At 46.6% G+C, this 26,239-nt stretch carries 12 protein-coding genes (1 of these 12 cut by a window edge); 2 read left to right on the top strand and 10 right to left on the bottom strand.

The window, feature by feature from the left end; genetic code table 11:
• Positions 1-41: 41 nt before the first annotated feature.
• On the bottom strand, positions 42-1,283 hold the full coding sequence (locus GSF04_RS05765; RefSeq protein ID WP_211859002.1) for a hypothetical protein: 1,242 nt from the start codon (positions 1,281-1,283) through the stop codon (positions 42-44).
• Entirely contained in the window at positions 1,264-1,911 is a 648-nt protein-coding gene (locus GSF04_RS05760) for a methylamine utilization protein (RefSeq protein WP_211859001.1), read from the bottom strand. Before GSF04_RS05760 ends, GSF04_RS05765 begins: the two co-directional genes overlap by 20 nt.
• A 201-nt stretch (positions 1,912-2,112) precedes the next feature.
• Between GSF04_RS05760 and GSF04_RS05755 the strand changes: the two genes are divergently transcribed.
• Complete coding sequence (locus tag GSF04_RS05755) at positions 2,113-4,146, top strand: glycoside hydrolase family 97 protein (RefSeq protein ID WP_211859876.1); 2,034 nt, start codon at positions 2,113-2,115, stop codon at positions 4,144-4,146.
• 115 nt (positions 4,147-4,261) lie between these two features.
• A complete protein-coding gene (locus GSF04_RS05750) occupies positions 4,262-4,462 on the top strand; it encodes a hypothetical protein (protein ID WP_211859000.1) in 201 nt (66 codons plus the stop codon).
• A 125-nt stretch (positions 4,463-4,587) separates the two neighbouring features.
• On the opposite strand, the gene GSF04_RS05745 is transcribed toward GSF04_RS05750, so the two are convergent.
• The 8 genes from GSF04_RS05745 to GSF04_RS05710 all read right to left on the bottom strand — a co-directional run.
• Positions 4,588-6,000 carry a glycosyl hydrolase family 18 protein gene (locus tag GSF04_RS05745; RefSeq protein WP_211858999.1) on the bottom strand — a complete coding sequence of 471 codons (1,413 nt, stop codon included), beginning with the start codon at positions 5,998-6,000 and terminating at the stop codon, positions 4,588-4,590.
• A gap of 182 nt (positions 6,001-6,182) precedes the next feature.
• Positions 6,183-6,398, bottom strand: a complete 216-nt coding sequence (locus GSF04_RS05740; protein WP_211858998.1) for a transposase — start codon at positions 6,396-6,398, stop codon at positions 6,183-6,185.
• Positions 6,399-6,658: 260 nt separating this feature from the next.
• On the bottom strand, positions 6,659-7,681 hold the full coding sequence (gene gntD / locus GSF04_RS05735; protein WP_211858997.1) for a guanitoxin biosynthesis L-enduracididine beta-hydroxylase GntD: 1,023 nt from the start codon (positions 7,679-7,681) through the stop codon (positions 6,659-6,661).
• Positions 7,682-7,685: 4 nt separating this feature from the next.
• A complete protein-coding gene (locus GSF04_RS05730; RefSeq protein WP_211858996.1) occupies positions 7,686-12,470 on the bottom strand; it encodes a non-ribosomal peptide synthetase in 4,785 nt (1,594 codons plus the stop codon).
• Positions 12,471-12,608: 138 nt separating this feature from the next.
• Positions 12,609-13,100, bottom strand: coding sequence for a VOC family protein (locus GSF04_RS05725; protein WP_039490816.1), 492 nt, complete (start codon positions 13,098-13,100; stop codon positions 12,609-12,611).
• Positions 13,101-13,131: 31 nt separating this feature from the next.
• Entirely contained in the window at positions 13,132-14,268 is a 1,137-nt protein-coding gene (locus tag GSF04_RS05720) for an alpha-hydroxy acid oxidase (protein WP_211858995.1), read from the bottom strand.
• Between the two features lie 61 nt (positions 14,269-14,329).
• Positions 14,330-17,794: a non-ribosomal peptide synthetase gene (locus tag GSF04_RS05715; RefSeq protein WP_211858994.1), complete on the bottom strand. Its 3,465-nt coding sequence runs from the start codon at positions 17,792-17,794 to the stop codon at positions 14,330-14,332.
• 1 nt (position 17,795) lies between these two features.
• A protein-coding gene (locus GSF04_RS05710; protein WP_211858993.1) for a non-ribosomal peptide synthetase crosses the window boundary here: on the bottom strand, positions 17,796-26,239 show its 3' portion. Its footprint extends 1,585 nt past the window's final position; the window shows 8,444 of its 10,029 coding nt (coding positions 1,586-10,029); its start codon lies off the right edge, out of view; the stop codon is at positions 17,796-17,798.

Here is a 26,239-nt window from a genome sequence, read left to right as displayed (position 1 = left end):
TGGCATGAATAAGCGTGACACCTTGGGCGTCACGTTTATTGTTATAAATTAAAACGATACTCCGCACTGAGTCGCCACACATTATCGCTTTGCTTGGTCTTTCCGTTAAAGGCCTCGCGGTTTGCAACTGTGGTTGTCAGACTCAAAAACTCACCGCCCACCAGCCAATTGCTATTAATTCGATACTTCACTGTAGCGGTCAGTGCATGGCCATCACTTTGGTTTGGGTCGAACTGCCAATCATCTTTGTCGATGACTTTGAACTGCTCCCCCCGCATGGAAAAGCGCCAGTCATCGCGCTGATGTGTGAGTAGCAAAAACCAACTATTAAAGTCATTATCAACGCCGCGATTGACACCCATGGCGGTATTACCCAGCATGCCTTGTGCGAGTATATGCGTCTGCGGTGTTAACTTGTAACGCCAAGCTACACTAATAAATTTAGTGTCCCACGCATACTGACCGGTTCGGTAGTTGATCTTACTTGGATCGCCATTATTATCGTACCAATAGACATTGATCTCACTACGGTTTGAAAAGTCGCGATGATACCCAACATAATAACCAAATCGCCCATCTACTTCCGAAAACGGTTCAACATGCTGTGCTTGATGTTGTAGCTGCGGTGTATTCAACGACTCTACAGCAGCAAAGGGGAGACTTTCGTTAAACACCGACTGCCTATCATGCACGGTAAAGCCTCGCCATGCGAGTAAAGTGCCAGCCGGATCATTCCCCTTAAAAACACCAAACACACCTTTGAATCCCTGACCTCGGCTACGGCGCGTCTGCGGCTGCTCAATCGCGACTTCACCGCCAAATACCCGCACTTCCTCACCGATCCAAGCGTTAATGGCCGAATACTGGTATGTATAGGGTGATGACCAGCCAATATCTGGGTTCTCAATAGAAAACTTCGGATAAAAGCCGCCCGCTCGAACAATAAAGCGGCGACCATTTTTAGGTAGTGTTCGATATTGCAAATACAGTTCTGTAAAGCCGAGCTTGTCATCTGGGTCTGGCACATACTGTGTTACCCCGTGCAAAGACCAAGCGCTAGCAAAATCTACACGCCAATCAATAGCGCCACGGCTAAGCGTAATATCTGACTCCCCTTTCCCAAAACGCGTAACGCCCCATCCAGGCTGATACCAAGCTTTACGATTATCATCATGCTGCCAGGTCGTTTGCAGTTGCCCTTGTCCAGAAATCTCGACGGCACCTGCTTGCCCTATCGCGAATAATGCTAGAGCGGCGCTTAGCTTAGTAATCATCGAAGCCATCGGAGAAATCCTGAAGTGGAGCAACCAGTGTTTGCTTAATTTGATAGGTAATTGCTTGAGTGTTGTTTACGACGGAGAGCGGATGCTGTTCTATTTTGTCTATATTTTCGAATCTTTCATGCCATACATTCAGCTTTAGTGCGCTGGCTTGCTGAGCACCTAGGTCGATTGATACTTTGCCGCTGCTATCCGTTACCGCAAATAATGGGCTATCTACAACCACGATATAACCCAGCATCCAATCGTGAATATTGCAGCCAAGCTCAACCACACCGGTTTGATCAAATAATACCTGTTTCGGGTCATCGCGATACAACTTAAGCTCGAACGGCTTTGCAGCAGAGAACGAATAGACGTGATGGAGAATGGGATCTAAATTTGGAAACGAGACTTGTGTGCCTGCTTGCACCATCAAAATATGTGGCACAAACGCCTTATCCTTTTGCTCCATTTTATAATCTAACGTCGTTCTTTTGTTATCAAAGCCATCTCCTTGCAACCACACCGCGGCATTCGCGAGTGGCTGTTTATCAGCATCGACAATTTGCACTTCAAGGGCATTGGCTTGACTGGCTTGTAGCACTGCCATCACAACAGCAATACGTCCAAAAATCGTTAGGTTTAGCATAAGCAGTTCAACCTATCCTTATTATTTTTCTTAGCTTGTCTACACTAGACCGAGCGGAATAATTATTACATTCATCGCATTTACAGCATGAATACGTATGCAACTTTTACGTGAACGTTAGCATACAACAGTAAGCTTAGCTTATGTGCAAAAGAACACGAATTTTCGTGCCGACAACAAAAAGGAAAAACTATGCGCCCCATGTCACTTTCCCTGATCGGATTAAGCTTGTTTACGACTACGAGCTTTGCCGCATCTTTAGCTGTGAGTTCGCCAGATGGCAAAATCACTTTTACCTTGAGTGATGAGAATAGCCAGCCGACCTACCAAGTCAGCTTTAACGACAAAACCATTATTCAACCGTCTAAACTTGGTTTTGATTTCGCAACAGCTGCATCGATGCGCGATGGCTTAAGTATCACCACACATCAGCGTAATAGCGTCGATAGCAATTGGCAACAGCCTTGGGGCGAAGCCCGAGTGATCCAAGATAAGCACAATGAGCTTGCTGTCTCCTTTGCTAAGCAGACAGACAAGTCGCCGCAATATACTGTGCGTGTAAAAGTATTTGATGACGGTGTCGGCTTTCGCTATGAGGTTGCTCAAAATCAAGCGCTTTATATCACCAGAGAATTAACCGAATTCGCCTTTGCACAAAGCGATAAAAGTACCGCGTGGTGGATCCCTGCTCGTGGCTGGAATCGCTATGAATATGTATACAACACCACACCACTGCACGATGCCCCACATGTGCACACCCCGTTTACCTTAAAGAATCAAGACGGGGTTCATATCAGTGTGCATGAAGCGGCCCTAATTGACTATGCGGGTATGACCTTAAACCAGCGTCGCCCGGGAACATTTGTTGCTGATCTAACACCTTGGTCAGATGGCGTTGCAGTAAAAACCAATGGTAAGTTCAATACACCTTGGCGCACCCTGCAAATAGGCGATGAAGCCACCGACTTGTTGAACTCTCACCTTATTTTAAACCTCAACGAACCAAATAAGCTCGGTGATGTATCTTGGGTTGAGCCGGGTAAATACATCGGCATTTGGTGGGGCATGCACATCAACAAAAATACCTGGGGCAGCGGCGAGAAGCATGGAGCGACTACGGCGCGTACTAAAGAATATTTGAGCTTTGCCGCTGACAATGGCTTTGATGGCGTGTTAGTTGAAGGTTGGAACATAGGCTGGGATGGCGACTGGTTCTTCAACGGTGATGTCTTTAGCTTTACCGAGGCCTATGCTGACTTTAATATTGATGAAATAGCCAAGCACGGAGAAAAAGTAGGTGCACGCTTAATAGGTCATCACGAGACGTCTGGTAACGTCAGCAACTATCGCAATCAAATGGAGGCGGCCTTCGCACTCTACGAAAAAGCAGGCGTTCGCCAAGTTAAAACCGGTTACGTAGCCGATGGCGGCAACATCAAACGCATTGATGCCAAGGGCAATGCCAGATTCGAATGGCACGACGGTCAATTTATGGCAAATGAGTACTTAGACAACGTCAAACTCGCGGCTAAACACAAGATCAGTATTAACACGCATGAACCAATCAAAGATACCGGCCTGCGTCGTACCTATCCAAACTGGATTGCGAGAGAAGGGGCTAGAGGGCAAGAGTTCAACGCATGGGGCACGCCACCAAACCCACCAGAGCATGTGCCAATGCTTGCCTTTACCCGCATGTTAGCAGGCCCAATGGACTTTACTCCGGGTATTTTTGACATGGGCTTCAACGGCCTTGGCGATAAAACCAACCGCCCACAAACCACCCTCGCCAAACAATTAGCGCTTTATGTTGTGCTTTATAGTCCAATTCAAATGGCGGCCGATTTGCCAGAAAATTACTTAGCAAAGCCAGATGCTTTTCAGTTTATTAAAGACGTACCAACCGACTGGGAGCACAGTATCGCACTTGCAGGAGAAGTGGGTGATTATGTTGTCTTTGCCAGAAAGGAGCGCAAGCATAAACAATATAGTGGTAACGATTGGTTCTTAGGCGCAGTAACTGATGAGGAAGCGAGAGAAATTCCTATTACTTTAGATTTCCTTGAGTCAGGTAAAACCTTTGAAGCGCAAATCTACGCGGACGGTAATAAAGCCGAATGGAAACAAAACCCGTATGAAATGAATATTTACCGCAAAAAGGTAACAAGTGCCGACAAGCTGACATTAAAACTGGCTGCCGGCGGCGGCGTTGCTATTCGTTTTAAAGCGCTTTAAACATAAGGTGACTACCCAGCAGCTGGGTAGTCACCGCTTTGGGCTGTACATTTAGTAAACTATACAGTAGGGTAAAATAGTCTATTAAGACATTCTTATTTCAAAGGAAAATAATATGAAACTTACCCTAGCAAAGAAAAAACTAAAACAATTAGACTATCAACAAAGTAAACTTGCCGTAATACTCACACCGCAAGCAGCCGGTGGTAGAGGACCAGAAACCGGCGTTATGTGCGAAACGACTAATAACGATTACTGGTGTCAACGTCCAAGTTCACCGGCTGTTACCTGCAGCGTAATGGAACGCTGTTTATAAGCATTTCCCACCATATATAGGCTAGATATTATAAAAATATGTAGTTAGCCTATTTCTCAGTCAAACTCTCTATATGCTCAACAGCCAGCTTTCACTCGCCGCCGAGCTGAGTTATAAGTAATAATTTACTGACATTGATAGCTTGGTGTTACACCATTAGCAACTTCCCATTTCGCCGTTAATAGCGACGCAGGGCCATTACTGTCATGGGATAGCTCCCAATTCATAATGCCACCAGCATTGAGCTTAGCGTACTGCGTTTTTGCGCGGATCGTCGGGATACCATTGTAGTAGCTGCTACCATCACTATCGCGACAGGCATTGGCATGGTTCTCTTGTAGTAAGGTGCGATACGCTTTCCAAGTAGGTCTTGCATAAAATGGTACGCCTAATACGGTTTTTTCTTTACTGAGCCCACGACCTTGCCAGTAAGCTATTGAGTCTTTGGCGTATTGCATAGAAGCATGATCAGTATTGTTCGCGTCGTACGCCATCAAATTTAAAAAGTCGATATCTTGGAATACAGATTCCAACACGCCACCACCGGTATAGCCAAGCGCCACCACAGCTGCCGTCAAGAATTTACCTCTGGCGCGTAACTCAACGCTTAGTTCCTTCATCAGTAATGCATAGTTATTTGCTGAAGCACCGGGATCTGGATATTCCCAATCCATATCAACACCATCTAGATTATGCTGCTCTACAAACGCAATGACCTCTTGCACGAAACGGGCTCTACCTTGCTGTGAACTGGCGAATGTCTCGAATGCACTATCGTCCCCCCCGTTCCAGCCACCAATGGCAATCCCCACTTTCACATTGTTGGCATGAGCCGAATTTACTAGCGCTGTCATTTTGCTTAAATTTTCAAGCGGTCTCAGTGTGCCATCTGCATTGGGTAGTAAAAATGAGTAATTGATATGGGTGAGTTTATCAAACTGAATATCACTCACTGCACCTTGCCAACTTGGGAAGTAGCCGACAATTTTAAAATTAGGATCGCCAGGAGGAACCTCGTCAGACACGACACTGAAGTTCACCGCACTCGATTCACCTCGTGCCCCAGACACATCAGTTGCATAGACAGTTAATGCGCGATTACCTAGTCCCTGCGCTTGCCACATCACCTCATAAGGTGCACTGTTGTCAGAGGCGACAAGCGTGCCATCGAGATAGAATTCAACACTGTCGATTGCCGTGTCTTGCGGATGGCTTACTGCCGCCGCTAGGCTAACTGATGAGCCCACTAACACTCGTGCGTTACTGCTTGGGGAAGTGACCGAAACTAAAGGCAATGGCGTTACCGGATCGCAACTGCCATTGGCTTGCCAGACATCATAAGTACTGGAATTTTGCGCTGGGTTTTGGTTTTGTGTCCACCATTTCGCGGTGTATTTAGCTGACTGATAGGTGACTGCGTTGCCACCTGTATATACTTGCTGTGATTGCCATTGCGTTAAGTTGCTACAGTCAACCGCCAGTGCAACTTCCATCGCGCCCAAGAGCGGAAGTGCAATTAATAAATTTGTATATTTCATTACCTTTTTCCATGTTGTATGTCGGCTAAAGCAAGTCGTGCCGAGTTTAAATAAATGTTAACTTGCGATTCTTAGCCTACCAGCATGGACAAATTTCGTACAACGCAACTCACTACGACCTTAGTCTAATGAAAATAGAAAATACTTCTTTTCTTTACACCAATTATTCATCCGTGATTATGCTAGTTTATAAAATCTCCATACGATGATTTTTCTAACCAAGCTTTAAACTGTGCCAGTAGCGGTGCATTTTGTTGCTCTCTCGCCACCGGCTTTTCTTGCAGGCTCACGGCCTTTGTTGCGTTTTCAACTCGGTATAGCTTTTGAGTATGATTAAGCGTCCAACCTGCTTTTTCGGTTTTACCCCTTAGCCTGCATATCTGCGACTGCTTTCTCACGTGTGATCAACAACCAACAAAGGTGGCTGTTGCTTGCTACGCACGCAACTTAGTACGCTGATTATAAAATGTCTTGGCGTTGATCTCGTGCTGCAGGAGAAATTCGGTGACGGATAGTGTGCTTTCTGCTTGTAGCTCTATTAGCAGCTGCTCTGCTTGACGGTTTAGGTTTAGGCATTGTAAGCTCCAAATTGAGATTAGAGCGTTACTTTATGAGCCTGAAGCTTCAGCACTAGGTGTGGTTTGGGTGATGCTTACTTCTATATTATCCTTTGTTTAAGAAAAACACTGCCTTTCTTTATACTTGCTAGCTCTTTCTTGATATTGACACGTTTTAGCCATCGGTCATAACCATCATACTGAGCTTTAAAGTTACACCGACCGTGTAATATTCTATAGTTGTCGACAAAGGCTATATCACCCGCCTTAAGTGCGAGTCCAAAAGTATTCACCTCTAGATTGTTACAAAGAGAGTTAAGCGCATCGGCATACTCACCCTGAGCTTCATCCATAAAATAGCGATCAAGTCTGAGGAATGGTCTGCTCTTATCACCAAAGAAAGGAGCAAACTTGATCCCTTTGCTCATTTCTTCGTTAACTTTTTCCCGGGCTGCCTGTATTTCACCGTCATCAAAAAGACCGTTGTTATATTTTTCTAAATGTGAGTTATCAGGACGAATGATATATTCCTGATGAAACAACAACTCCCTATGCTCAGCCGAAAGTGCATCCAACTTAGGTTTTGAGAAGGTCGTATTTATTTCATTAGGATTACGAATACACATTAATCCGATAAAATCAGCTCTATGCTCATGAAAGGCATCTTCTATATGCAAAGTAATGACTTCGTCAGATCCTGAGCTGATCTGTTCCTGCTCATGTCCCTTTATCGGAAAAATATCATGAACAAACCTGCCATCTTGCTGAGTTGCCCAACCAAAAACATCCCCAATCGCAGCGCTTAATAAACAAAAAAGAAAGCACTCTTTTTTAGTCGAGACGTTAGGGTTGGTTTCAAGATCTAGGGGGGTGAGTCCTACCTTTTCCTGATCAATGGGAAAGCCGGAAATTACAAAAATCTCCTCACCTGTCCTTTGCTTAAAAGGGATTAATGCTTCCAGCACCCTTCCCGGCAATTTTGTCGCCAACTGCTGTGATTGCTCAAGAAATCTCGGGTCGCTTTCATTCTCATATAAATTTTCAATTTGATAAAGCAAGGTCTCAATAGTATCTATTTCACTACTTGTTAAAGTCACAACTTTAACCATTTCTTCTTTGTACATATTATTAATCCATTATTCCAAGTTTGTCAGCTACAAATACATCGGCTAAATCAACCAGGTTTTCTAAAGCTTCGATATACAACTCCATCAGCAAATCAATCTTCTGGACATCGATTAATCCATCCCAGTAATTCACTTCAGAAATAGCTTTTGAACCATCAACATTTACAGAAGTAAAAAAATCTATAGCATGATGAAATTTGTCACTTGCGTACTCGACATTTACATGATTCCTTTTATGATTCTTATCACCCATTTTGGAATGGTGAAATTGTACATAGTTAAAACATGCGTATGCACTTCTATCTCTGATACTGTTTAAAGGAAACAAGGCATTGCCATTGCTCTCAACATCAATTAACTTCGTTTGCAATAACTCCAAGGCAGGCAAAAGTTCTTCTTTCCCCATAGCGCAGTGCATAGGTACAAAATTCCAAAACAACCCTAATGCATGTACAGGATCAGATAGTCTTTCCGAGCGGCCTGAGGTAACGACATCTATGGTGATGAGATTTTGCTTTAACAAAGCGCTTAAGGCTTTGTAATAAGAGAATAAGAACAGAGTTTTGAGCTGTTTGTTATTAGCTTGCGCGAAAGATTTTAGTTTACTGAATAATGGACTATCGATAACTAAGCGTTTCGAGCAATAGACCAGAGGCTCTCTCCCAAATGTTACTCTAGGCATAGTTTCGGCTTGTTCATGTTGACCTCGCCAAAACTCTTGCTTCGCTTTTGATTGTGACGCTTCGACCTCCAGAGCCACACGCTCTTTGAAAACGTTGACAGCAGCATGCTGTAGTTGCAGCTTGTCACCGGTTTTTACCCTTTCATAACACTCAAACATCTCATTGATAAAACTGACAAAGCCCCAGCCATCATCAATCGCATGATGTGTTGAAATTAAGAACTTCCAGTCACTGTTACTCACTTTAAAGAGCCGATAGCGTACCATCAAACCTTTACCGTCAAAGGTGTAAGGACGTTTAGCATCTTCGGCAATAAACTCTTCCAAAAACGCTTGATGCTCATCTTTATTTTTTGATGTTAAATCGAATATTTCCAGAGGAAGTTCGACTTCACGATAAACAAATTGCAAATATTGCTGACTATCGGCACAAAAGCTGAAAGTAGTTCTTAATATTGGATGCTTCTGCATCAGAAACGTCAATGAGATTGCAAGCGCCTCAGGGTTAAACTCAGGATCACTAAAAGAAAAAAGCTGCTGGGGGGCATATACGCCACCATATTTTACCCCTTCAATATGCTTCTCTATCATCAAAGACTGCATTTGCGTAGCTGGATAAACATCTTCTATCTCTGAGGGGCAATCTGCCAGATAGTCCGATATTTTTCCTAACAGAGCAAGTGGCGCCGCATCGCCCTTTTTCCCCCGATCAGTCACATACGTTTGCAGGTGTTGCGCAAGTCCGCCAACGGTTTGATGGCGGAAAACATCTTGGGCACTAAAATGCATATCCACTTTGGCCGCGGCATGCACTAATTGCACGACCCTCATGGAATCCCCCCCTAAGCTAAAGAAGTTATCCGTGATACCAAGCTCTTCAAGCCCCAACACTTCTTGCCAGATCCGGCATAAGGTTTTTTCTGTCTCTGTACTTGGTGCGACATGCTCATCTCTTAATAATATATTCTCCGGCGCTGGCAGCGCCTTACGGTCAACCGTGCCGTTGGCCGTCAACGGAAAAGACTCCAACACCACAAAGGCCGAAGGCACCATATAATCCGGCAGCCCCGCCCGCATATGCTCGGCAAGCGCCGCCAGCGAGCAGCTTTGCCCTGGTTCGAATAATAAATATCCCACCAACCGTTTGTGCTGCCCCTCGTCCTGCCGCGCTAACACTAGCGCCGCTTTTACCGCTTCCAGTGCCAACAATCTGCCTTCGACTTCTTTTACCTCAACCCTGAAGCCACGGATTTTTACCTGCTCATCATCCCTGCCGACAAAATGTAGACTGCCGTCCGCCCGCCGCACCGCCTGATCGCCGGTGCGGTATAAACCTTGCCCCACTTCCTCTGTAAAAGGATGTGCCAAAAACTTCTCTGCCGTTAACCCCGCACGTCCGGCATAACCTAATGCCAGTCCTTTACCGCCAACGCACAATTCCCCTGCAACACCATAAGGCTGCAATTGTTGTTGCTCGTTAAGTACATACAACCCGGTATTGGCCAGCGGCTGCCCCACTGGCACCGTGTCCACATCCGCTAACACCAGCTCCGTGGCACGGCAGTAACTGGCATCTATCACCGATTCTGTCTGCCCGTAAAGGTTAAAACATTCTGTATTTTCCCCGATAACCCTTTTTAAACGCCGCAGATCCCGTCCGTACCAGGCCTCACAGCCCACTGAAATATACGCCATCGCATCCAGCTTTTGCCCGCTTTCAAGCAAATGATCCGTCAAAGCGCGGATCACCGCCGGAACAAAGTCGCCATAGGTGATCTCCCGGCTTTGGATCATCTGATACAGCTTATCCGGCGAAAGCAGTACCTCTTTCGGGCAAATCTCCAGCCGTCCGCCGCAGCCGAGGGCTTTCATCATATCGCCAAGCAGGATATCGACTGACAGTCCCGCCATTTGTAATACCACAGGCGGGCGCTTTTCCAAGTCAAACACCCGGTTCCAGCCATCCTGGCGCACAAGCATCGCCTGATGCTGCACCATGATCCCCTTAGGTTGCCCGGTAGAGCCCGAGGTATAGATAACATACGCCAGGTGACGGGGCGCCAGTCCCAGCGAAGATACCGGCAGGTTATCCGCCGCCATCTTCGTCAGCGCCTCCTGCAGTGCGCCATCGTCCAGGCGCAACACCTGTCCGCAACAGTCAGGTAGTTGCTCCCGAACACTGTGCTGCGTCAGCACTAAAGTGACGCCACTGTCGCTGAGCATATGCCTCAGCCGCGTTTGCGGGTAGCTGGGATCTAAAGGCACATAAGCGCCGCCAGCCTTGAGGATTGCCAAAATGGCAATCACCATGTCCACTGAACGTTCGACGCTAAGCCCCACTAAGGTATCCGGCTTCACCCCCTGTGCTTTCAGGTAATGGGCCAGCTGGTTGGCGCGGCGGTTCAACGTCTCATAACTGAGACTTGTCTCTTCACAGATCAGGGCGGTTTTCTTTGGATGGGTATCGACCTGACGTTCAAATAATTCATGCAGACACAGCTCCGAGCGGTACTTAGCTGCGGTATCATTCCAGGTATCCAGTAACTGCTCACGCTCCTGTGGCGTCACTAATTCATGGGCATAAACATCCAATTCAGGGGACGTTAAAAGGGAGGACAACAAAACCTCAAAATGTCCCGCCATACGTTCGATGGTTTGAGCCTTAAAAAGTGCACTACTATATCCCCAAGACAGAAATAGACCTTCACTGCTTTCTTTAATATTTAGAGTCAGATCAAATTTAGCAGTGCCCTCTCCTTCTTCTTCGACCCCGGACAGGCTAAGCCCAGGTAAAGACAAGCGACTTTGGGCATTGTTTTGTAGCGCAATCATCACCTGAAATAATGGAGTGTGGCCTGGGCTGCGCCCGGGTCGCAAACGTTCGACGATTTGTTCAAACGGCACTTGCTGATGGGCATAAGCGTCAAGCAGCATGTTTTTACTTTGTTCTAACAGCGCATGAAAACTCGGGTTATCAGATAAGTTACTCCGCAGCACCAGAGTATTGACGAAGAAACCGATCAAACCGGCTACTTCCACCTGCTCCCGGTTTGCCACTGGCGTGCCGACAACGATATCCTGCTCATTGCTGTAGCGGGCTAATAACACAGAAAAAACGGCATGCAATCCCATAAACAACGTGGCGCCTCGTTCTTGGCATATGGCCATCAAGCGCTGGTGTGTCGCTTGTTCTATCCTTGAGACATGGAGATTACCGGCAAAGCTTTGCACTGCCGGTCTGGGGTTATCTAGCGGCAGGCTGTGCAGAACCGGCAAGTCGGCAAGCTGCTTTTCCCAGTAAGCCAGCTGTTCATTCAGCACAGCTCCCTGCAAGTAGTTGCGCTGCCAGTGGGCATAATCGCCGTACTGGATCGCCAGCGGCGGCAAAGGGTTGTCCAGCCCCTGAACATAAGCCGTATATAAACGGCTGAATTCATTCACCAGTATGCCCATAGACCAGCCATCGGAGGCGATATGATGCATGGTCGCCAACAAGATATGCTCCTGAGGGGCTAATTTAAGTAACTGCACTCGCAACATTACATCCCGGCCTAGATCAAAAGGCATGATTGCTTCTGTTGAAACGATTTCAGCTATACGCTCGTTCCGCCGATCTTGTGAAAGCTCGGATAGATCCGTTAAAGACACTTGAAAGTCAACACCTTCCCGGACCTGTTGGACCGGCTCGCCGTCGTCGCCGGCAACAAAACAGGTGCGCAGGCTTTCATGGCGTAACAGGATAGTGGCAAATGCCCGTTGCAAGGCGTCATTATCAAGGATGCCGCTAAGCTTTATAGCGCTGGGAATATTGTAGTGGGTACTACCACCGTCTATCTGATCTTGTAACCACAAGCTTCGCTGTGAAAAAGAAAGTTCAAGAACCTGCTCACCATTAATTTTCTTTATCTCAGGTACAGCACTCGCGCTTGTAGTTTTCGCCTGAATTAAATCAACAAGCGATGCTTTATGTTTTTTTAATAAGGTGATGAGTTCAGTGGAAAGCAGTTCCTTCCTTCCTTTAACGCTTAACTCCCCGGAAACATCAAGAGATAAATAAATCTCTTGAGATTTTAATTCTTTTAATAATTCTTTTAGGGATCCCATTAAAACGAGTCCAATTCATCCATAATTAATACTAAGTATCACAGATGATACTTCCATGAATTTACAACAAATCAACACCCGATAAACAATATAACAAGATTAAACATCAATCAAAAAAAATTTGCAAAAACTTTAATATTAATAAGCAAAAGCACTTTCAAGTTGATTGAAAAGCTCTTGAATATTTCCTTCCTCGAACCCTGTTTCTGTCTCCTCCCGCTGGATAAATTCGTACATCATGCCCGAATTTTTCTCTCGCTTGGTAAATATTTGCAACAAGCCTTTTCCTTTAATGATATTGGTCGAAAACTCTAACCCCTTTTTGGTTAATGCCCTGGCAACTTCTTCTATATCTTCAACCGTTATAGCGACATGCTGAACTCCCGGACCATATTCATCTATATATTTACAAACTTGAGATTCCGGCCCTGTTCCCTGAACCAAAACCACAGAAAAGTTACCCACGGTCAATTCAGCAGATTTCATTCCCGAGAAAGCACCTTTAATTTCTCTTCTTTCCAGAAGCTTAAAGTTTAATATTCCTTGATAAAAAAATAATGCTTCATCCATATTTTTTACCGCTATTGCAATGTGGTCTATTTTAGCCGCACATCCAAAAAGATCTTTCATTCAAACTCCCCTTCTTACATCTATTAAAAATTTAAAACACATATTCATCATTCAGGGCGTCGATTGCACTCGCCCCCAACAAGCGCATATTTACACTTAATTGTTCAAAAATCATTTCTTGCAGCTGCGCTAAGCCTCTTTCTCCATAAGCTGCCAAGGCATATAAAAACGGTCGCCCCAAAAAAGTAAAGCAAGCACCACAACTAATTGTTTTTATTATATCTTCACCACTTCTTAGTCCGGAATCCAACATAAGAAACTCTCGGTCAAACTCTTTGCTAAATACCTGGTTTAATAAAGTAATAGGAGCCGGTACCGAGTCCAATTGCCTACCACCATGATTGGAAATAATGACAGCATCCACTCCCATTTTTTTTGCGGTATGGGCATCACTCACCGACATAACTCCCTTTAAAATTAACTTTCCCTGCCACTTATCTCGGATCTCATCAATAACCGCCCAGTTCAACTCCCCCCCAGTTTGTATGGACATTAATTCAGAGAAGCTTAAATTGGGTTGGTCTTCAATTAGGTTTTGGTAAAGGGGGAAAGTCAGTTTCCCCGAGACCAGATGCCTAAACAGCCATGCAGGATGCGTGACTGAGTCAATAACATTTGAAGCCTTGAGCTGGTAGGGGATCCTCAGTCCATTATACCTGTCCCTTCGTCTTATACCCGGAACTGGCGCGTCGACTGTCACTACTAACACCGGGCATTGATGCTTTTGCGCATGGCTGATCAATACATCCGTCTGTGACTTTATTTTCGAAAGGTACAACTGAAACCAAGGTGAAACCCCAGACTCCTTTACTAGCACATCAAGAAAACTATTCGAAGCCGAGCTAACAATATAGGGAATATTGTATTTAGCCGCCGACTTCGCCAGCATCATTTCCGCTTTAGGATGAACCAGGCCACACAACCCCAATGAAGCAACTCCGTATGGTGCTGCATACGATAACCCCAAAATATCAGTATTTAACAACCCCGGTCTCGTTTGACTTCCCATACGGGGAATCAGCTGAATATTTTTAAACCCCGCAGTATTCCCTTGAAGGGTTTTCTCATCTCCCGCGCCACCATCAATAAAGTCCATAACAAATTTTGGCAGCTTCCTTCTGGCAGCCTTCCTGAAATCGGAGTAACAAGTATACTGATCTAGTTTCATATCATCTCAGTTAGCATGTTAAATTTCCTTGTACCATAAGACAGTATCATCAAATATGCCTCTAGAGTTTAAGTTCGATTTCATCTTCATGTGCTGACTCACCCCGGGAATAAAGCAAGTCGTCAATATATTGCTGGCTATCGAGGAAATCAGCGATAAGAGCCACGGTTTGCAATTTAAAGATTTCTTTTAGCGGCACTTCAATACCGGTTTTAGCTTTTGTTTTTGACAATACACGCATGGCCATTAAGGAATGTCCTCCTAACTCAAAAAAGTTATCCTGAATACCGACACATTCAATTTCGAGAACATCCTGCCAGATTTCACACAGGATTTTTTCCATCTCGGTGCCGGGCGCTATATATTCAGCGCTTGATACCTCAGTGTCAGGATCTGGCAAGGCTTTGCGGTCAATCTTGCCGTTAATATTGAGCGGTAAGTTATCCAGTAACACAAATGCCGATGGCACCATATGCTCAGGCAAGCACTCAAGCAAATGCCGACGCACGACCGCAATAAGCTCTTCTTCCCCTTTAGATGCCACCAAATAAGCAATTAAGCACTTATCACCCTCACGTATATCCCTAGCAATCACCACAGAATCTTTAACCCCTGGACAGAGCGACAATGCATGCTCAACTTCTCCTAGCTCGATCCTGAATCCGCGGATTTTCACCTGATGATCGATGCGGCCGATAAACTCTAACTCACCGTCTGGTAACCATCGAACCAGATCTCCGGTACGGTATAAACGCTCGCTCGAGCGGAGATTTTGCGCATCAAAGTAAGGGTTAGTGACAAATTTTTCTGCTGTCAGTTCGTCCCGGTTTAAGTACCCCCGGGTAACTCCGGCCCCTCCAATATACAATTCTCCCGCCAGTAGTGGGGGACATAGCTGCTGCGCTTCATTTAGCACATAGAGGTTGGTATTTTGCAACCCGCGACCTATGACGGCACCCGTATGATTTAATGTTTCCGCAGACACCTCTTTATAAGTCGTTAATATGGTGGCTTCTGTTGGCCCGTAGAGTTCAATAACCTTAGCCCGGGAAAAAGACGCTTTAAGACGCTTGAGTAGACTTACAGGCACATAATCGCCACCGACAAACAATGCTCTGACATTTGCGAAGCTTTCATTGTTTTTATTTTTAAAATCAACAACCTCACTCATCAAACTAGGTACAGCATGTAACAAAGTACATTGTCCGGTGACCTGAGAAAATTGCTCCAGATTAAGTAAAACGTCTTTATCAACAAGAATAGTTTTTCCGCCACTTATCAGGGTCAGAAAAAGTTCAAAAAGTGAAATATCAAATGCAAAGGACGCGAAACAAGCAAAAGTATCTTCGGTTGAGACTTCAAAAGTTGAAATCAAACCAGCTAGCAGGTTAGATAAATTCCTGTGCTCGACCATAACTCCTTTTGGCTGCCCAGTTGAACCTGAGGTATATATCACATAGGCTAGGTGTTGCAACGACAAGCCCAATGAGGATAACGGCAAGTTATTATCCGGCATTGTCGCTAGCGCAGCCTGCATGCTTTCATCGTCCAGGCAAATAACCCGTACAGTGTCTACCGAAGAGGTGTTAGATATCTGTAGCTGGCTCAGGACAATTTTCACACTGCTGTCATTAAGCATATAACGCACGCGTGCCTCAGGATTAGCAGGGTCGATAGGAACATAGGCAGCCCCCGCTTTCAGCACCGCCAGTATACCTACAACCATATCCAAAGAATGTTCAATACAGAGTCCGACCAGGGTGTCCGGTTTAACACCTTGTGCTACCAGATAATGCGCCAGCTGGTTGGCGCGCTGGTTTAACTCCCGGTAACTGAGGCAAGTTCCGTTATATTCCAGGGCCTCTCTTTCGGGAGCTTGTGCCGCCCGAGCTTCAAATAATTCATGCATACACATATCTGATGGACACTGTGCTGCCGTTGCATTCCAGTCAACGAGTAACTGCCTGCTTTCCTGCTCGGTTACCATGCCTAGTGAAAAAACATTTTCATGGGGTGACTGTAACACGGCGGATAATAAGCTTTCAAAATGCCCCGCCATTTGTGCTATGGTTTCACTTTTAAATAAGGCGGTATTGTAGCCCCAGCCAAGCCCTAGTCCATTAGCACTTTCCACGATATTCAGGGTTAGATCAAATTTGGCGACCCCTTTATCTGGCATTTCTATCGCAGACAAGGTTAATCCAGGCAGAGACAAATGGCCTTGTTCATTGTTTTGCAACGACAACAAAACCTGGAATAAAGGATTATGGCTCAGGCTTCGCATCGGCTGCACTCGTTCGACGACCTGCTCAAAAGGAACTTGTTGGCGGGCATAGGCATCAAGTAGCTTAGCTTTACTGCCGGCCAGTACCTCAAGAAAACTCGGCTCGCCAGATAAGTCACTACGCAACACTAAGGTGTTGACAAAAAAACCTATCAAGTCAGATACTTCTGAAGGCTCCCGGTTGGCCACTGGGGTCCCCACCACAATATCACGTTCATTGCTGTAACGAGATAACAATATAGAGAAAACCGCATGCAGCCCCATAAATAAGCTCGCCCCTAGCGACTGGCACAGGGCTGCCAAATGCCCATAACTTACTTTATCGATTGTTGAGAAGTGTACGTCACCGTCAAAGCTCTGGATGGCCGGTCTCGGATAATCCAATGGTAGACTATGCACTTCAGGCAAGTCCGACAATTGTCGCTGCCAATAATCGAGTTGCTCGTCCAGCACAGCCCCTTGCAACCAGTCTCGCTGCCAATGGGCGTAATCGGCATACTGAATGGCAAGCGGTGCTAGAGGATCCGCTTCTCCGTTCACAAAAGCGCTGTATAGGCGGCTAAACTCCTTAACCAGTATTCCAGTTGACCAGCCGTCAGAAGCGATATGGTGCATAGTGAGCAGTAGAGCATGTTCTTGATCACTCAGTTTAAGTAATTGTACTCTCAACATTAGATCTCGGCTCAGATCAAAAGCCAGCCCCGCCTCTTTCGAAGCCTCTTCAGTAATTTTTCGCTCGCGCTCCTGTACTGACAGCTTGGATAAGTCGGTTATGGGAATAGTAAAGCTGACCTTTTGCTGGATCACTTGCAGAGGTTCGCCTTCATCTCCAGAGCAAAAGCAGGTACGTAAGCTTTCATGGCGCTCGACTATGCAGCTAAAGGCCTGCTGTAGAGCCACCAGATCTATAGTGCCTGTCAGTTTTAAAGCCGCAAAAATATTGTAATGGCTACTGCCTTGTTCGAGTTGATCCAAAAGCCATAAACGCTGCTGCGAAAATGACATTGGATTTTCAATACCCTCAGCCCGAGGACTTATCTTGGGCAACTTAGTCTCTTTCACCTCTGGCTTGGACGCGACTTGTTTAAGGTAATCGATTATCGCTTGTTTCTGAACAATAATTGCAGACTTTAGCTCGTCAGGAAATTCACCCTTTTTAACTTTATATTTTAGGTTTTCCCCGTCCAGATAAAGGAAAACTCCACTATCCAGCGCTTGCTTAAAAATATTTTCAGCTAACAACTTATAAAACCCCTTCTTCTAATTCTTCTTCCTTATACGAGTCGATAAGGTTTTCATTTTCTTGTAGTTTCTGCTTTGAAAGCAATATATCTATACTAGCTGCCAGCTCGGCGACAGAAGATAATTCAAATACTTCCCTGATGGAGAACCCTGAATATTCGATGTCGAAGGCTTCTTTGATTTGTGTTACCAAACTAATCGCCATTAGTGAATGCCCACCTAAAGCAAAGAAATTGTCCATAACACCAACTCTATCGACTTCCAATACCTGCTGCCAAATAGAACACAACATGGCTTCAGTGTCTGTCTTGGGAGCAACATACTGTGCACTTGATACTGAGCTCTCGGGCTCTGGCAAAGCATCGCGGTCGAGCTTACCGTTGACCGTTAACGGCAAAGCCTCAAGAACAACAAAAGCCGCCGGCACCATATAATCAGGCAGCGCCTTACGTAGCTGTTCACGCACCGCTTCGATAAAGGCTGATTCATCCGTTAGGCGCTCATCTGGGACCAGGTAGGCCACCAAGCGGTTGTCATTATTTCCTGCTTCGCGGGCAAGCACCGCTGCTTCCCTGACTCCTGCATCTTCCACCAAGCACTGTTCTATTTCACCCAGCTCGATACGTAAACCACGCACCTTCACCTGATGGTCGATACGGCCAATAAATTCCAGCTCCCCATCTGCCCGCCAGCGCACTAAGTCGCCACTGCGATATAAACGCCGGCAGCTGTTGCTGTCCTTAGCGTCAAAATAAGGGTTGGCCACAAATTTCTCCGCTGTCAGCTCATCTCTGTTCAGGTAGCCGCGGGCAACACCCGCACCCCCGATATAAAGCTCACCCACCACCCCAGTCGGCACCAGCTGCTGGCGACTGTCCATCACATAAAACTGGGTATTGGCCACAGGCTTGCCGATATGAGGCATCACTTCCCCGTCAATTACAGCATAAGAGGCATTAATGGTCGTTTCAGTCGGGCCGTATAGATTCAGCGCTTGGCGGTCATGACGAGCCCCGTAGGCCGCTACCCTGTCCCATAACGCTTTACCTAACGCTTCCCCGCCTATCATCAGGTGCAAATGGCCCCTATCTCCCTGCTCCAAGCAATCCAGCATCACCGGAACCAGTGCCGGTGTCAGGTTCAATACTTGAATATCATGTTGCGCCGTCAGAGCTAGCAGTTGCGACGGTTCCAAGGCTTCTCGCTCACTTGCAACCACTAGGGTATTGCCTGAGCACAGGGCTAGAATCCCTTTAACCGAGGCATCAAAAGCAAAGCTGCCGTGCCACAACCAGTTGCTCTTTTGCGCATCCAGCTGTTCAAGCTGATGTTCAAAAACCTGGCGGAAGTTCAACAAATTCCTTTGCTCGATAACTACCCCTTTAGGCCGCCCAGTTGAACCTGAGGTATAAATCATATAGACAGCGCTCTTAGGCCCCACATCACCAATAATCTCTGGATTGTCTTGTGCCTGCTCAGCAAAGATGTCCTCTTTATCCAGATAAAGGGTCTCTACAGCCTGCTCTTGAGGCAGTGTCAGCCATGACTGGCTTAGAACCAGTTTGACGCCGCTGTCGCTAAGCATATAAGCCAGTCGTGCCTGCGGATAAGCCGGGTCAAGCGGCACATAGGCCCCACCAGCTTTGAGGATCCCCAGAATGCCGACCACCATATCCACCGAACGTTCAACACAAAGCCCGACTAATGTCTGTGCTTTCACCCCTTGTGCTTTCAGGTAATGGGCAAGCTGATTAGCGCGGCGGTTTAACTCACCATAACTGAGACTTGTACCGTCACAGATCAGGGCTGTTTTCTCTGGATAGTGGCTGGCCTGCTCCGCAAAGAGTTCATGGAGACAGAACTCCGATGGGACTTCTGCCGCGGTATCATTCCAGGTATGGAGTAATTGCTGACGTTCACTTTCCGGTAACAGCTCACGACTGTCGAGTATAGCGCTGGAGCTTTCTCTGAGCGCTTCAACCAGACCTTTCATTGCCCCCTGCATATACTCTATCACCCGCTCCGTCGCTATATCGGCAATACCTTTTACCGTGATATGAAAAGCATCACCGAAGTCATCCACCGATAAACTTAACGGGTAGTTGGTTCTTTCCTGTCTTTTCAAAAACTCTACCGTAAAAGATTGCGCCGGTAAGTCCGTTTTCCCCATTTCTATTCCGCCTGAGCCTGAATGTCGGTAGTTGAAAACCGAGCTAAACAAAGGCATGCCATTACTCAGACTTGAACAACGTTGCGCCATAGATAAACTTGCTTGTTCATAGGGTAAAGAGTCCAGCAAACTGGTTTGCACTTGTTGCACCAGGCTTTGGGCGTTTGTACAGGCAAGTTTTACTCTTATTGGCAAAGTATTAATGAACACGCCAAGCGCCTGCTCTGCCCCTGAGGTTCCCTGCAAGCGACCCGACATTACTGTACCAAAGACAACATCATCTTTACCGCTGCAAGCCGCCATAACCCTCGCCCAGCCAGCATGAAAAATTGCTGCAGGGCTGATCTGTATGTTTTTAGCTATTTCCCTAAGTTCTTCTCCTAGAAGCGTAGGAAAAGCTTGCGAGAACTCGGTAATATCATTGCCTTTACCTTGCACATTTATCAAATTAAACGGCAAGCTTGGTTCGCTGACATCCGACAGCATATTAGTGAAATATTGCTCGGCATCATTTTCCTTTTCCTGATGCAGACTATGGGCAATAAATTCTCGGTACGGTACCGGAGTCAGAAGTTGCTGTTGTAAACCCTGACTATATAATTTCAGCTCTTTTTGAATCACTTCAAAGGCAACATGATCGGAAATAATATGATGCCATTGCAATAATATATAACGCTCATCGCTATCACCCTGACTAGCAACGATAACACGCAATAATGGACCACTCTTGAGATCCATTTGACGCCCTTGTGACTCGCTGTATTCCTGAAGATAAACCAATGGGTTCTGCTGCTCTATTGTGGTTGTCAAAACAGCTAATTCGACCTGCTTTCTTACCACTTGTACCGGCTTTCTTACCCCTTCCCAGTGAATAGAAGTACGCAGTACGTCATGGCGCTTAATTAAGAAGTCTAATCCGTCAATAAAAGCCTGTACCTGATGTAAATCCGGAATCTTCAAAAATGCAGATAAGACATAAGGATCATTTTCCGGATCCAAGGTATGGTGAAACAATATGCCTTGTTGCAAGGGACCTAAGGGGTAAATGTCCTGTATGTTCCCAACGCCACCCGGAATTTGTGCAACCAACTGTTCTATTTCTCCCTCATTTAAGTTCACTAATGGCAGCATTTGAGGAGTTAATGCTACACAGTCCGCAGGTATCAGGTTAGGCGGAGCCTTAAATAAACGGGTATCATCTACAGATTCCTCCTCAATTAACTTTGCCAACGCTGCCAGAGAAGGGGTCGAAAAGAGTTGACTCGCACTCATCACCAGGTTTTGTTGCTGCAACCGGGAAATCACCCGCATAACGAGTAACGAATGTCCCCCCAGCTCAAAAAAGTTGTCCAGAATACCAACCTGTTCAACTCCTAGCACCTCCTGCCAGATCTCGCATAAGATTTTTTCCATCTCGGTTTGCGGTGCGATATAGTCGCCTGAAAATTCCCCTTCCGGCTCAGGTAGGGCATGGCGATCAACTTTACCGTTGGCAGTTAGCGGCAAAGAGTCCAGCATCATCAAGGTCGAAGGTACCATGTATTCAGGCAAAGCCTGTAGCAAATGATGACGGACCTTGTCGAGAAATTCGACTTCATCCTCTATCTCCTGATCTGTCACCAAATAGCCTGTCAGGTGTTTGTTGCTTTTACCTGTTTCTCGAGCGTTCACCACGGCTTCCCTAACTCCGCTGCACTCTGCCAAGGCATGTTCTATCTCACCTAGTTCAATACGAAATCCCCGAATCTTCACTTGGTGATCTATGCGGCCGATAAATTCCAGCCGCCCGTCTTCTAAGCGACGCACCAAGTCCCCTGTACGGTACAAACGCCGATAGCCGTTGCTGTCCTGCTTATTAAAATAAGGATTGGCAACAAATTTTTCTGCCGTCAATTGCTCATGGTTAAGGTAGCCTCGGGCCAGACCTGCACCGCCGATGCACAATTCCCCCGGCACACCGACTGGCGCCAAGGTGTTTTTATTCAGTACCAGCCCGTGGACATTGCCCAGCGGCAGCCCTATATTGGGTAAGTCTCCAGATATTCGGGTCCAGTGGGTGTTTACAGTACATTCCGTCGGGCCGTAAACATTCACCGCTTTACGCTGATATTGCTGCTGCCAGTCACATAACCTGCTCCACAAACCCGGGGAAATAGCCTCACCGCCAATAATCAAGTTAGGTAAACTGCTTTGCAGGCCTGAGTCAAACCAGGCTTCTACCATTAACGGGGTACAGTCAATCACGCCGCACTCAGCAAAGCTTTGTCCAATGATTTGCGGATCGAGGTTGGCATATTTAGGTAAAATGCGAAGTGGTATGCCAGACATCAGCTGGGATAAGCCCTTAACCGAGGAGTCAAAGGCATAGGAAGCATTTAAGCCCCAGCAAGTACCGGTCGGCACGATCTCCATGTCTTGTATTTCAGCTGCGAGATTAACTACTCCCTGGTGCTGCACCAGCACCCCTTTAGCCTGGCCAGTTGACCCTGAAGTATATATCACATAGGCCAGATGATGAGGAGCTAAACCCAATGAAGAGACCGGTAGATTATCCGATGACATGCTTGAGAGTCTGGCTCGAAGCGTTTCATCATCCAGGCACAGAGAGTGAGGCTCTAAAAAGGGTAATTCTGCCACTATTTTACTTTGAGTGACGACTATTGCCACAGCACTGTCTTTGATTATATAGGCCAAACGAGACTCGGGGTAAGTCGGATCCAGTGGCACATAAGCTCCGCCAGCTTTAAGGATCGCCAGTAAGCCTATAACCATGTCCATTGAACGATCCACACAGAGACCAACAAGGGTATCCGGCTTCACACCTTGCTGTTTCAGGTATCGGGCCAATTGATTGGCACGGCTGTTTAGCTGGTCATAACTAAGCTTGCCCGTTTCGGTGATCAGGGCCGTTTCCTGAGGGTGCGCTTTGGCATATCTTTCAAATAACTCATGAATACATGCCTCCTGCACACTACCTATGCGGGTTCTTTTTGTTGTGTCAAGCAATGCCTTACACTCTTCGTCCGGTAACAAAGACAGAGTATCAAGGATTACAGCGCTATCAGTTGACAGAGCTTGAACCAAGATCTCTATGGCTTTGTGCATATAGGCCATGACTTGCTGTGCAGAAATATCGTCAACAACTTTAATATTGAGGGTAAAACCCTCACCTAGATCATCAACGGATAAACTGACCGGATAGTTGGTTCTTTCCTGACCGGAGATTTCTTCAATACCAACGGATGAATCTTGCCCCTCTTTTGCCAAGGCTTCATCATCGACGTCTGTACGTACCTGGTGGCGATAGTTAAGGATTGAAGAAAATAAAGGGACATTGCTCTTAAGTCCTGAGCAGGCTTGCGCCATGGACAAGCTCGCCTGTTCATATGGCAACAAATCCAGCAGAGATGTCTGAACCTGCTGCACCAAAGTGGCGGCATCGGCTCCGGCGGATTTGACCCGCACCGGTAAGGTGTTAATGAAGACGCCGAGCATTTCCTCAGTCCCGAAAGTCCCTTGCAATCGTCCCGACATTACCGTACCAAAGACCACGTCACCTTTACCACTGCAAGTGGCAATTACCCTAGCCCAGCCAGCATGGAACAGTGCCGCCGGCGTGACTTGTATCTTTTTCGCAACCTCCCTTAGTTGGATAGACAAGTTTTGTGGCAGTGCCTGAGCCAGCTCAGTAACATTACTGCCTTTCCCTTGTATATTATGTAAGTTAAAGGGTAAGGTCGGCTCAGTGATATCACCTAAAGTCTGTGAAAAGTAAGCCTGGGCATCATTAACCTGCGCCAGGTGCAGAGCATGGGCGATGAACTCCCGATAAGGAACGGGCGGCTGTAACTGATCACTAATGCCGCCAAGGAAATAGGCCAATTCCTTTTCACAAATTTGCAGGGAAGTGGCATCTTCAATAATATGGTGAATTTGCAACAACACATGCCGCTCTGCCTCACCTTCGGCTGTAGCTACGGTGACATTTAATAATGGCGCCCGGCGAAGATCGACTTTTATCCTTTGGCTCGCACTGTATTCCTCTAGCGCATTTAACGGAGACTGGTCTTTACCTACGCGAATTCTGCCAACCGATAATTTTGCCTCACGCTGTACGATTTGTATCGGTTCACCTACGCCCTGCCACTGCATAGACGAGCGGAAAACATCGTGGCGGGCGATCAAAAACTCTAAGCCTTCAATAAAAGAATTAACCGCCGCCTCATCGTCTAGTTTAAACAATATCGGGGTTACATAGGGATCATTTTCCGGGTCTAGGGTATGGTGGAATAAAATCCCCTGCTGTAATGGCCCCAGTGGGTAAATATCCTGGATATTTTCCGCCCCGCCCGGGACCTGGGCCGTTAAATGCTCAATCTCCACTGGAGTTAAATCCACTAATGGCAACATCTCGGGAGTTAACTGCTGGCATTGGGCCGGGATTAGATTCTTCGGCGCCCTGAATACGGCAACGTCTTTTTCCTGGTGCTCGCTCATCGCCACCGCCAGTTCTTCCAGAGAGCGGGCCGCAAAAAGTTGCCGTGCCGCCATCGCCTTACCTTGTTGCTGCAGCCGTGAAATCACCTGCATCACAAGTAAAGAGTGACCGCCTAATTCAAAAAAGTTATCCCGAATGCCAACTTGTTCAACACCCAATACTTCCTGCCAGACAGTACACAAGATCTTTTCCATCTCGGTACGGGGAGCAAGATATTCTTTTCTCGAGAACAGCATATCCGGTTCAGGCATAGCATTGCGGTCGAGTTTGCCATTTGCGGTTAACGGCAGACTATCGAGTAACACAAAAAATGAAGGGAGCATATATTCAGGCAACTGGCGGCCCAAGTAATGGCGGATATCTTCGATAAAGGCGGCATCATCACTCCCTGCTTCGGGGGCAACGAGGTAACCAATCAAGCGGCTATCTCCTTGCACTAACTCTCGGGCCAGAACGACGGCTTCCTTAACGCCGGGATATGCCGCCAGCGCATGCTCTATTTCTCCCAATTCGATCCTAAAGCCACGTACTTTCACTTGATGGTCTATGCGCCCCAGGTATTCAAGCGTACCGTCCGCCAACCAACGCACCAGATCCCCGGTACGGTACAATTTTGGGCTGCTGCTCGGTTTGTGCTTATCGTAGAAAGGGTTCTCGACAAACTTTTCTGCCGTCAATTGCTCACGCTTGATATAACCCCGGGCTAAGCCAATTCCCCCGATATACAATTCCCCGGCAACACCCATTGGGGCAAGATGTTGTTGCTGATCCATCACATACAGCTGGGTATTGGCAATAGGTCGGCCGATAGGGATGCTCGCTGATAACGCTGTTTCCCTGCAATTCCAGAAGCTCACGTCTATGCTCGCTTCCGTTGGTCCATATAAATTATGTAACTCAACATTCGGACACTGCACCAAGACATCGTCGACATGATGTCTACTAAGGGCTTCTCCACTACAAAAGATTTGCTTTAACGAACGGCAATCCCCCAGCAGGCCAAAAGCCAGCATGCTTCCCAGCATAGAGGGAACAAAATGCACTTTGGTGATGTTTTCTTGTGCCATCAGCGAAGACAAATAGGCTGGATCTTTGTGTCCTTCAGGTTTAGCCAAAACCAAGCTTGCGCCTGTGGTAAGCGGCCAGATGAATTCCCAGACGGAGACATCAAAGCTAAAAGGCGTTTTTTGTAAAAATCTGTCCTGGGGAGTTGATGTATATTCCTGATCCATCCAGTAAATACGGTTCGACAAGGCTTGGTGTTCAACCATAACCCCTTTCGGCTTCCCGGTAGAACCCGAGGTATAGATCACATAGGCTAAGTGGTGAGGACATAAACCAAGTGACGAAACTGCCTGGTTATTCTGCGGCATGCTGGCTAACTCATCACGAACTTTGTCATCATCCAAACATAATGCCAGCGGCGCCAGTAAAGGTAATTCAGATAAAAACCTCTGCTGGGTGATCACGATTCCCATATCACCATCATCCAGCATATAGGCGATTCTGGCCTCAGGGTATGACGGCTCCAAAGGGACAAAGGCGGCTCCAGCTTTAAGAATCCCTAACAGGCCGATCACCATATCAAATGAACGTTCGATGCACAGACCAACCAGAGTATCTGGCTTGACACCTTGCGCCTTAAGGTAATGGGCTAGCTGATTAGCCCTGAGGTTTAACTCATCATAACTAAAAGCAACCCCTTGATACACTAGGGCTTCTTTTTGTGGGTTTTGCTCTGCCTGATGTTCGAATAGTTCGTGGATACAGGTTTGCG

This window comes from Pseudoalteromonas sp. A22, assembly GCF_018141345.1.
In the GTDB taxonomy this organism is placed as follows: domain Bacteria; phylum Pseudomonadota; class Gammaproteobacteria; order Enterobacterales; family Alteromonadaceae; genus Pseudoalteromonas; species Pseudoalteromonas maricaloris.
The sequence above is the reverse complement of the archived record's forward strand: the minus strand, read 5'-3'. Positions and strand labels throughout refer to the sequence as shown.

What these genes read in the sequence shown, in the direction of transcription:
- GSF04_RS05765 (WP_211859002.1), bottom strand. Translation starts at nt 1,283, where the DNA reads ATGGCTTCGATGATTACTAAGCTAAGCGCCGCTCTAGCATTATTCGCG.
- GSF04_RS05760 (WP_211859001.1), bottom strand. Translation starts at nt 1,911, where the DNA reads ATGCTAAACCTAACGATTTTTGGACGTATTGCTGTTGTGATGGCAGTG.
- GSF04_RS05755 (WP_211859876.1), top strand. Translation starts at nt 2,113, where the DNA reads ATGTCACTTTCCCTGATCGGATTAAGCTTGTTTACGACTACGAGCTTT.
- GSF04_RS05750 (WP_211859000.1), top strand. Translation starts at nt 4,262, where the DNA reads ATGAAACTTACCCTAGCAAAGAAAAAACTAAAACAATTAGACTATCAA.
- GSF04_RS05745 (WP_211858999.1), bottom strand. Translation starts at nt 6,000, where the DNA reads ATGAAATATACAAATTTATTAATTGCACTTCCGCTCTTGGGCGCGATG.
- gntD (WP_211858997.1), bottom strand. Translation starts at nt 7,681, where the DNA reads ATGTACAAAGAAGAAATGGTTAAAGTTGTGACTTTAACAAGTAGTGAA.
- GSF04_RS05730 (WP_211858996.1), bottom strand. Translation starts at nt 12,470, where the DNA reads ATGGGATCCCTAAAAGAATTATTAAAAGAATTAAAATCTCAAGAGATT.
- GSF04_RS05725 (WP_039490816.1), bottom strand. Translation starts at nt 13,100, where the DNA reads ATGAAAGATCTTTTTGGATGTGCGGCTAAAATAGACCACATTGCAATA.
- GSF04_RS05720 (WP_211858995.1), bottom strand. Translation starts at nt 14,268, where the DNA reads ATGAAACTAGATCAGTATACTTGTTACTCCGATTTCAGGAAGGCTGCC.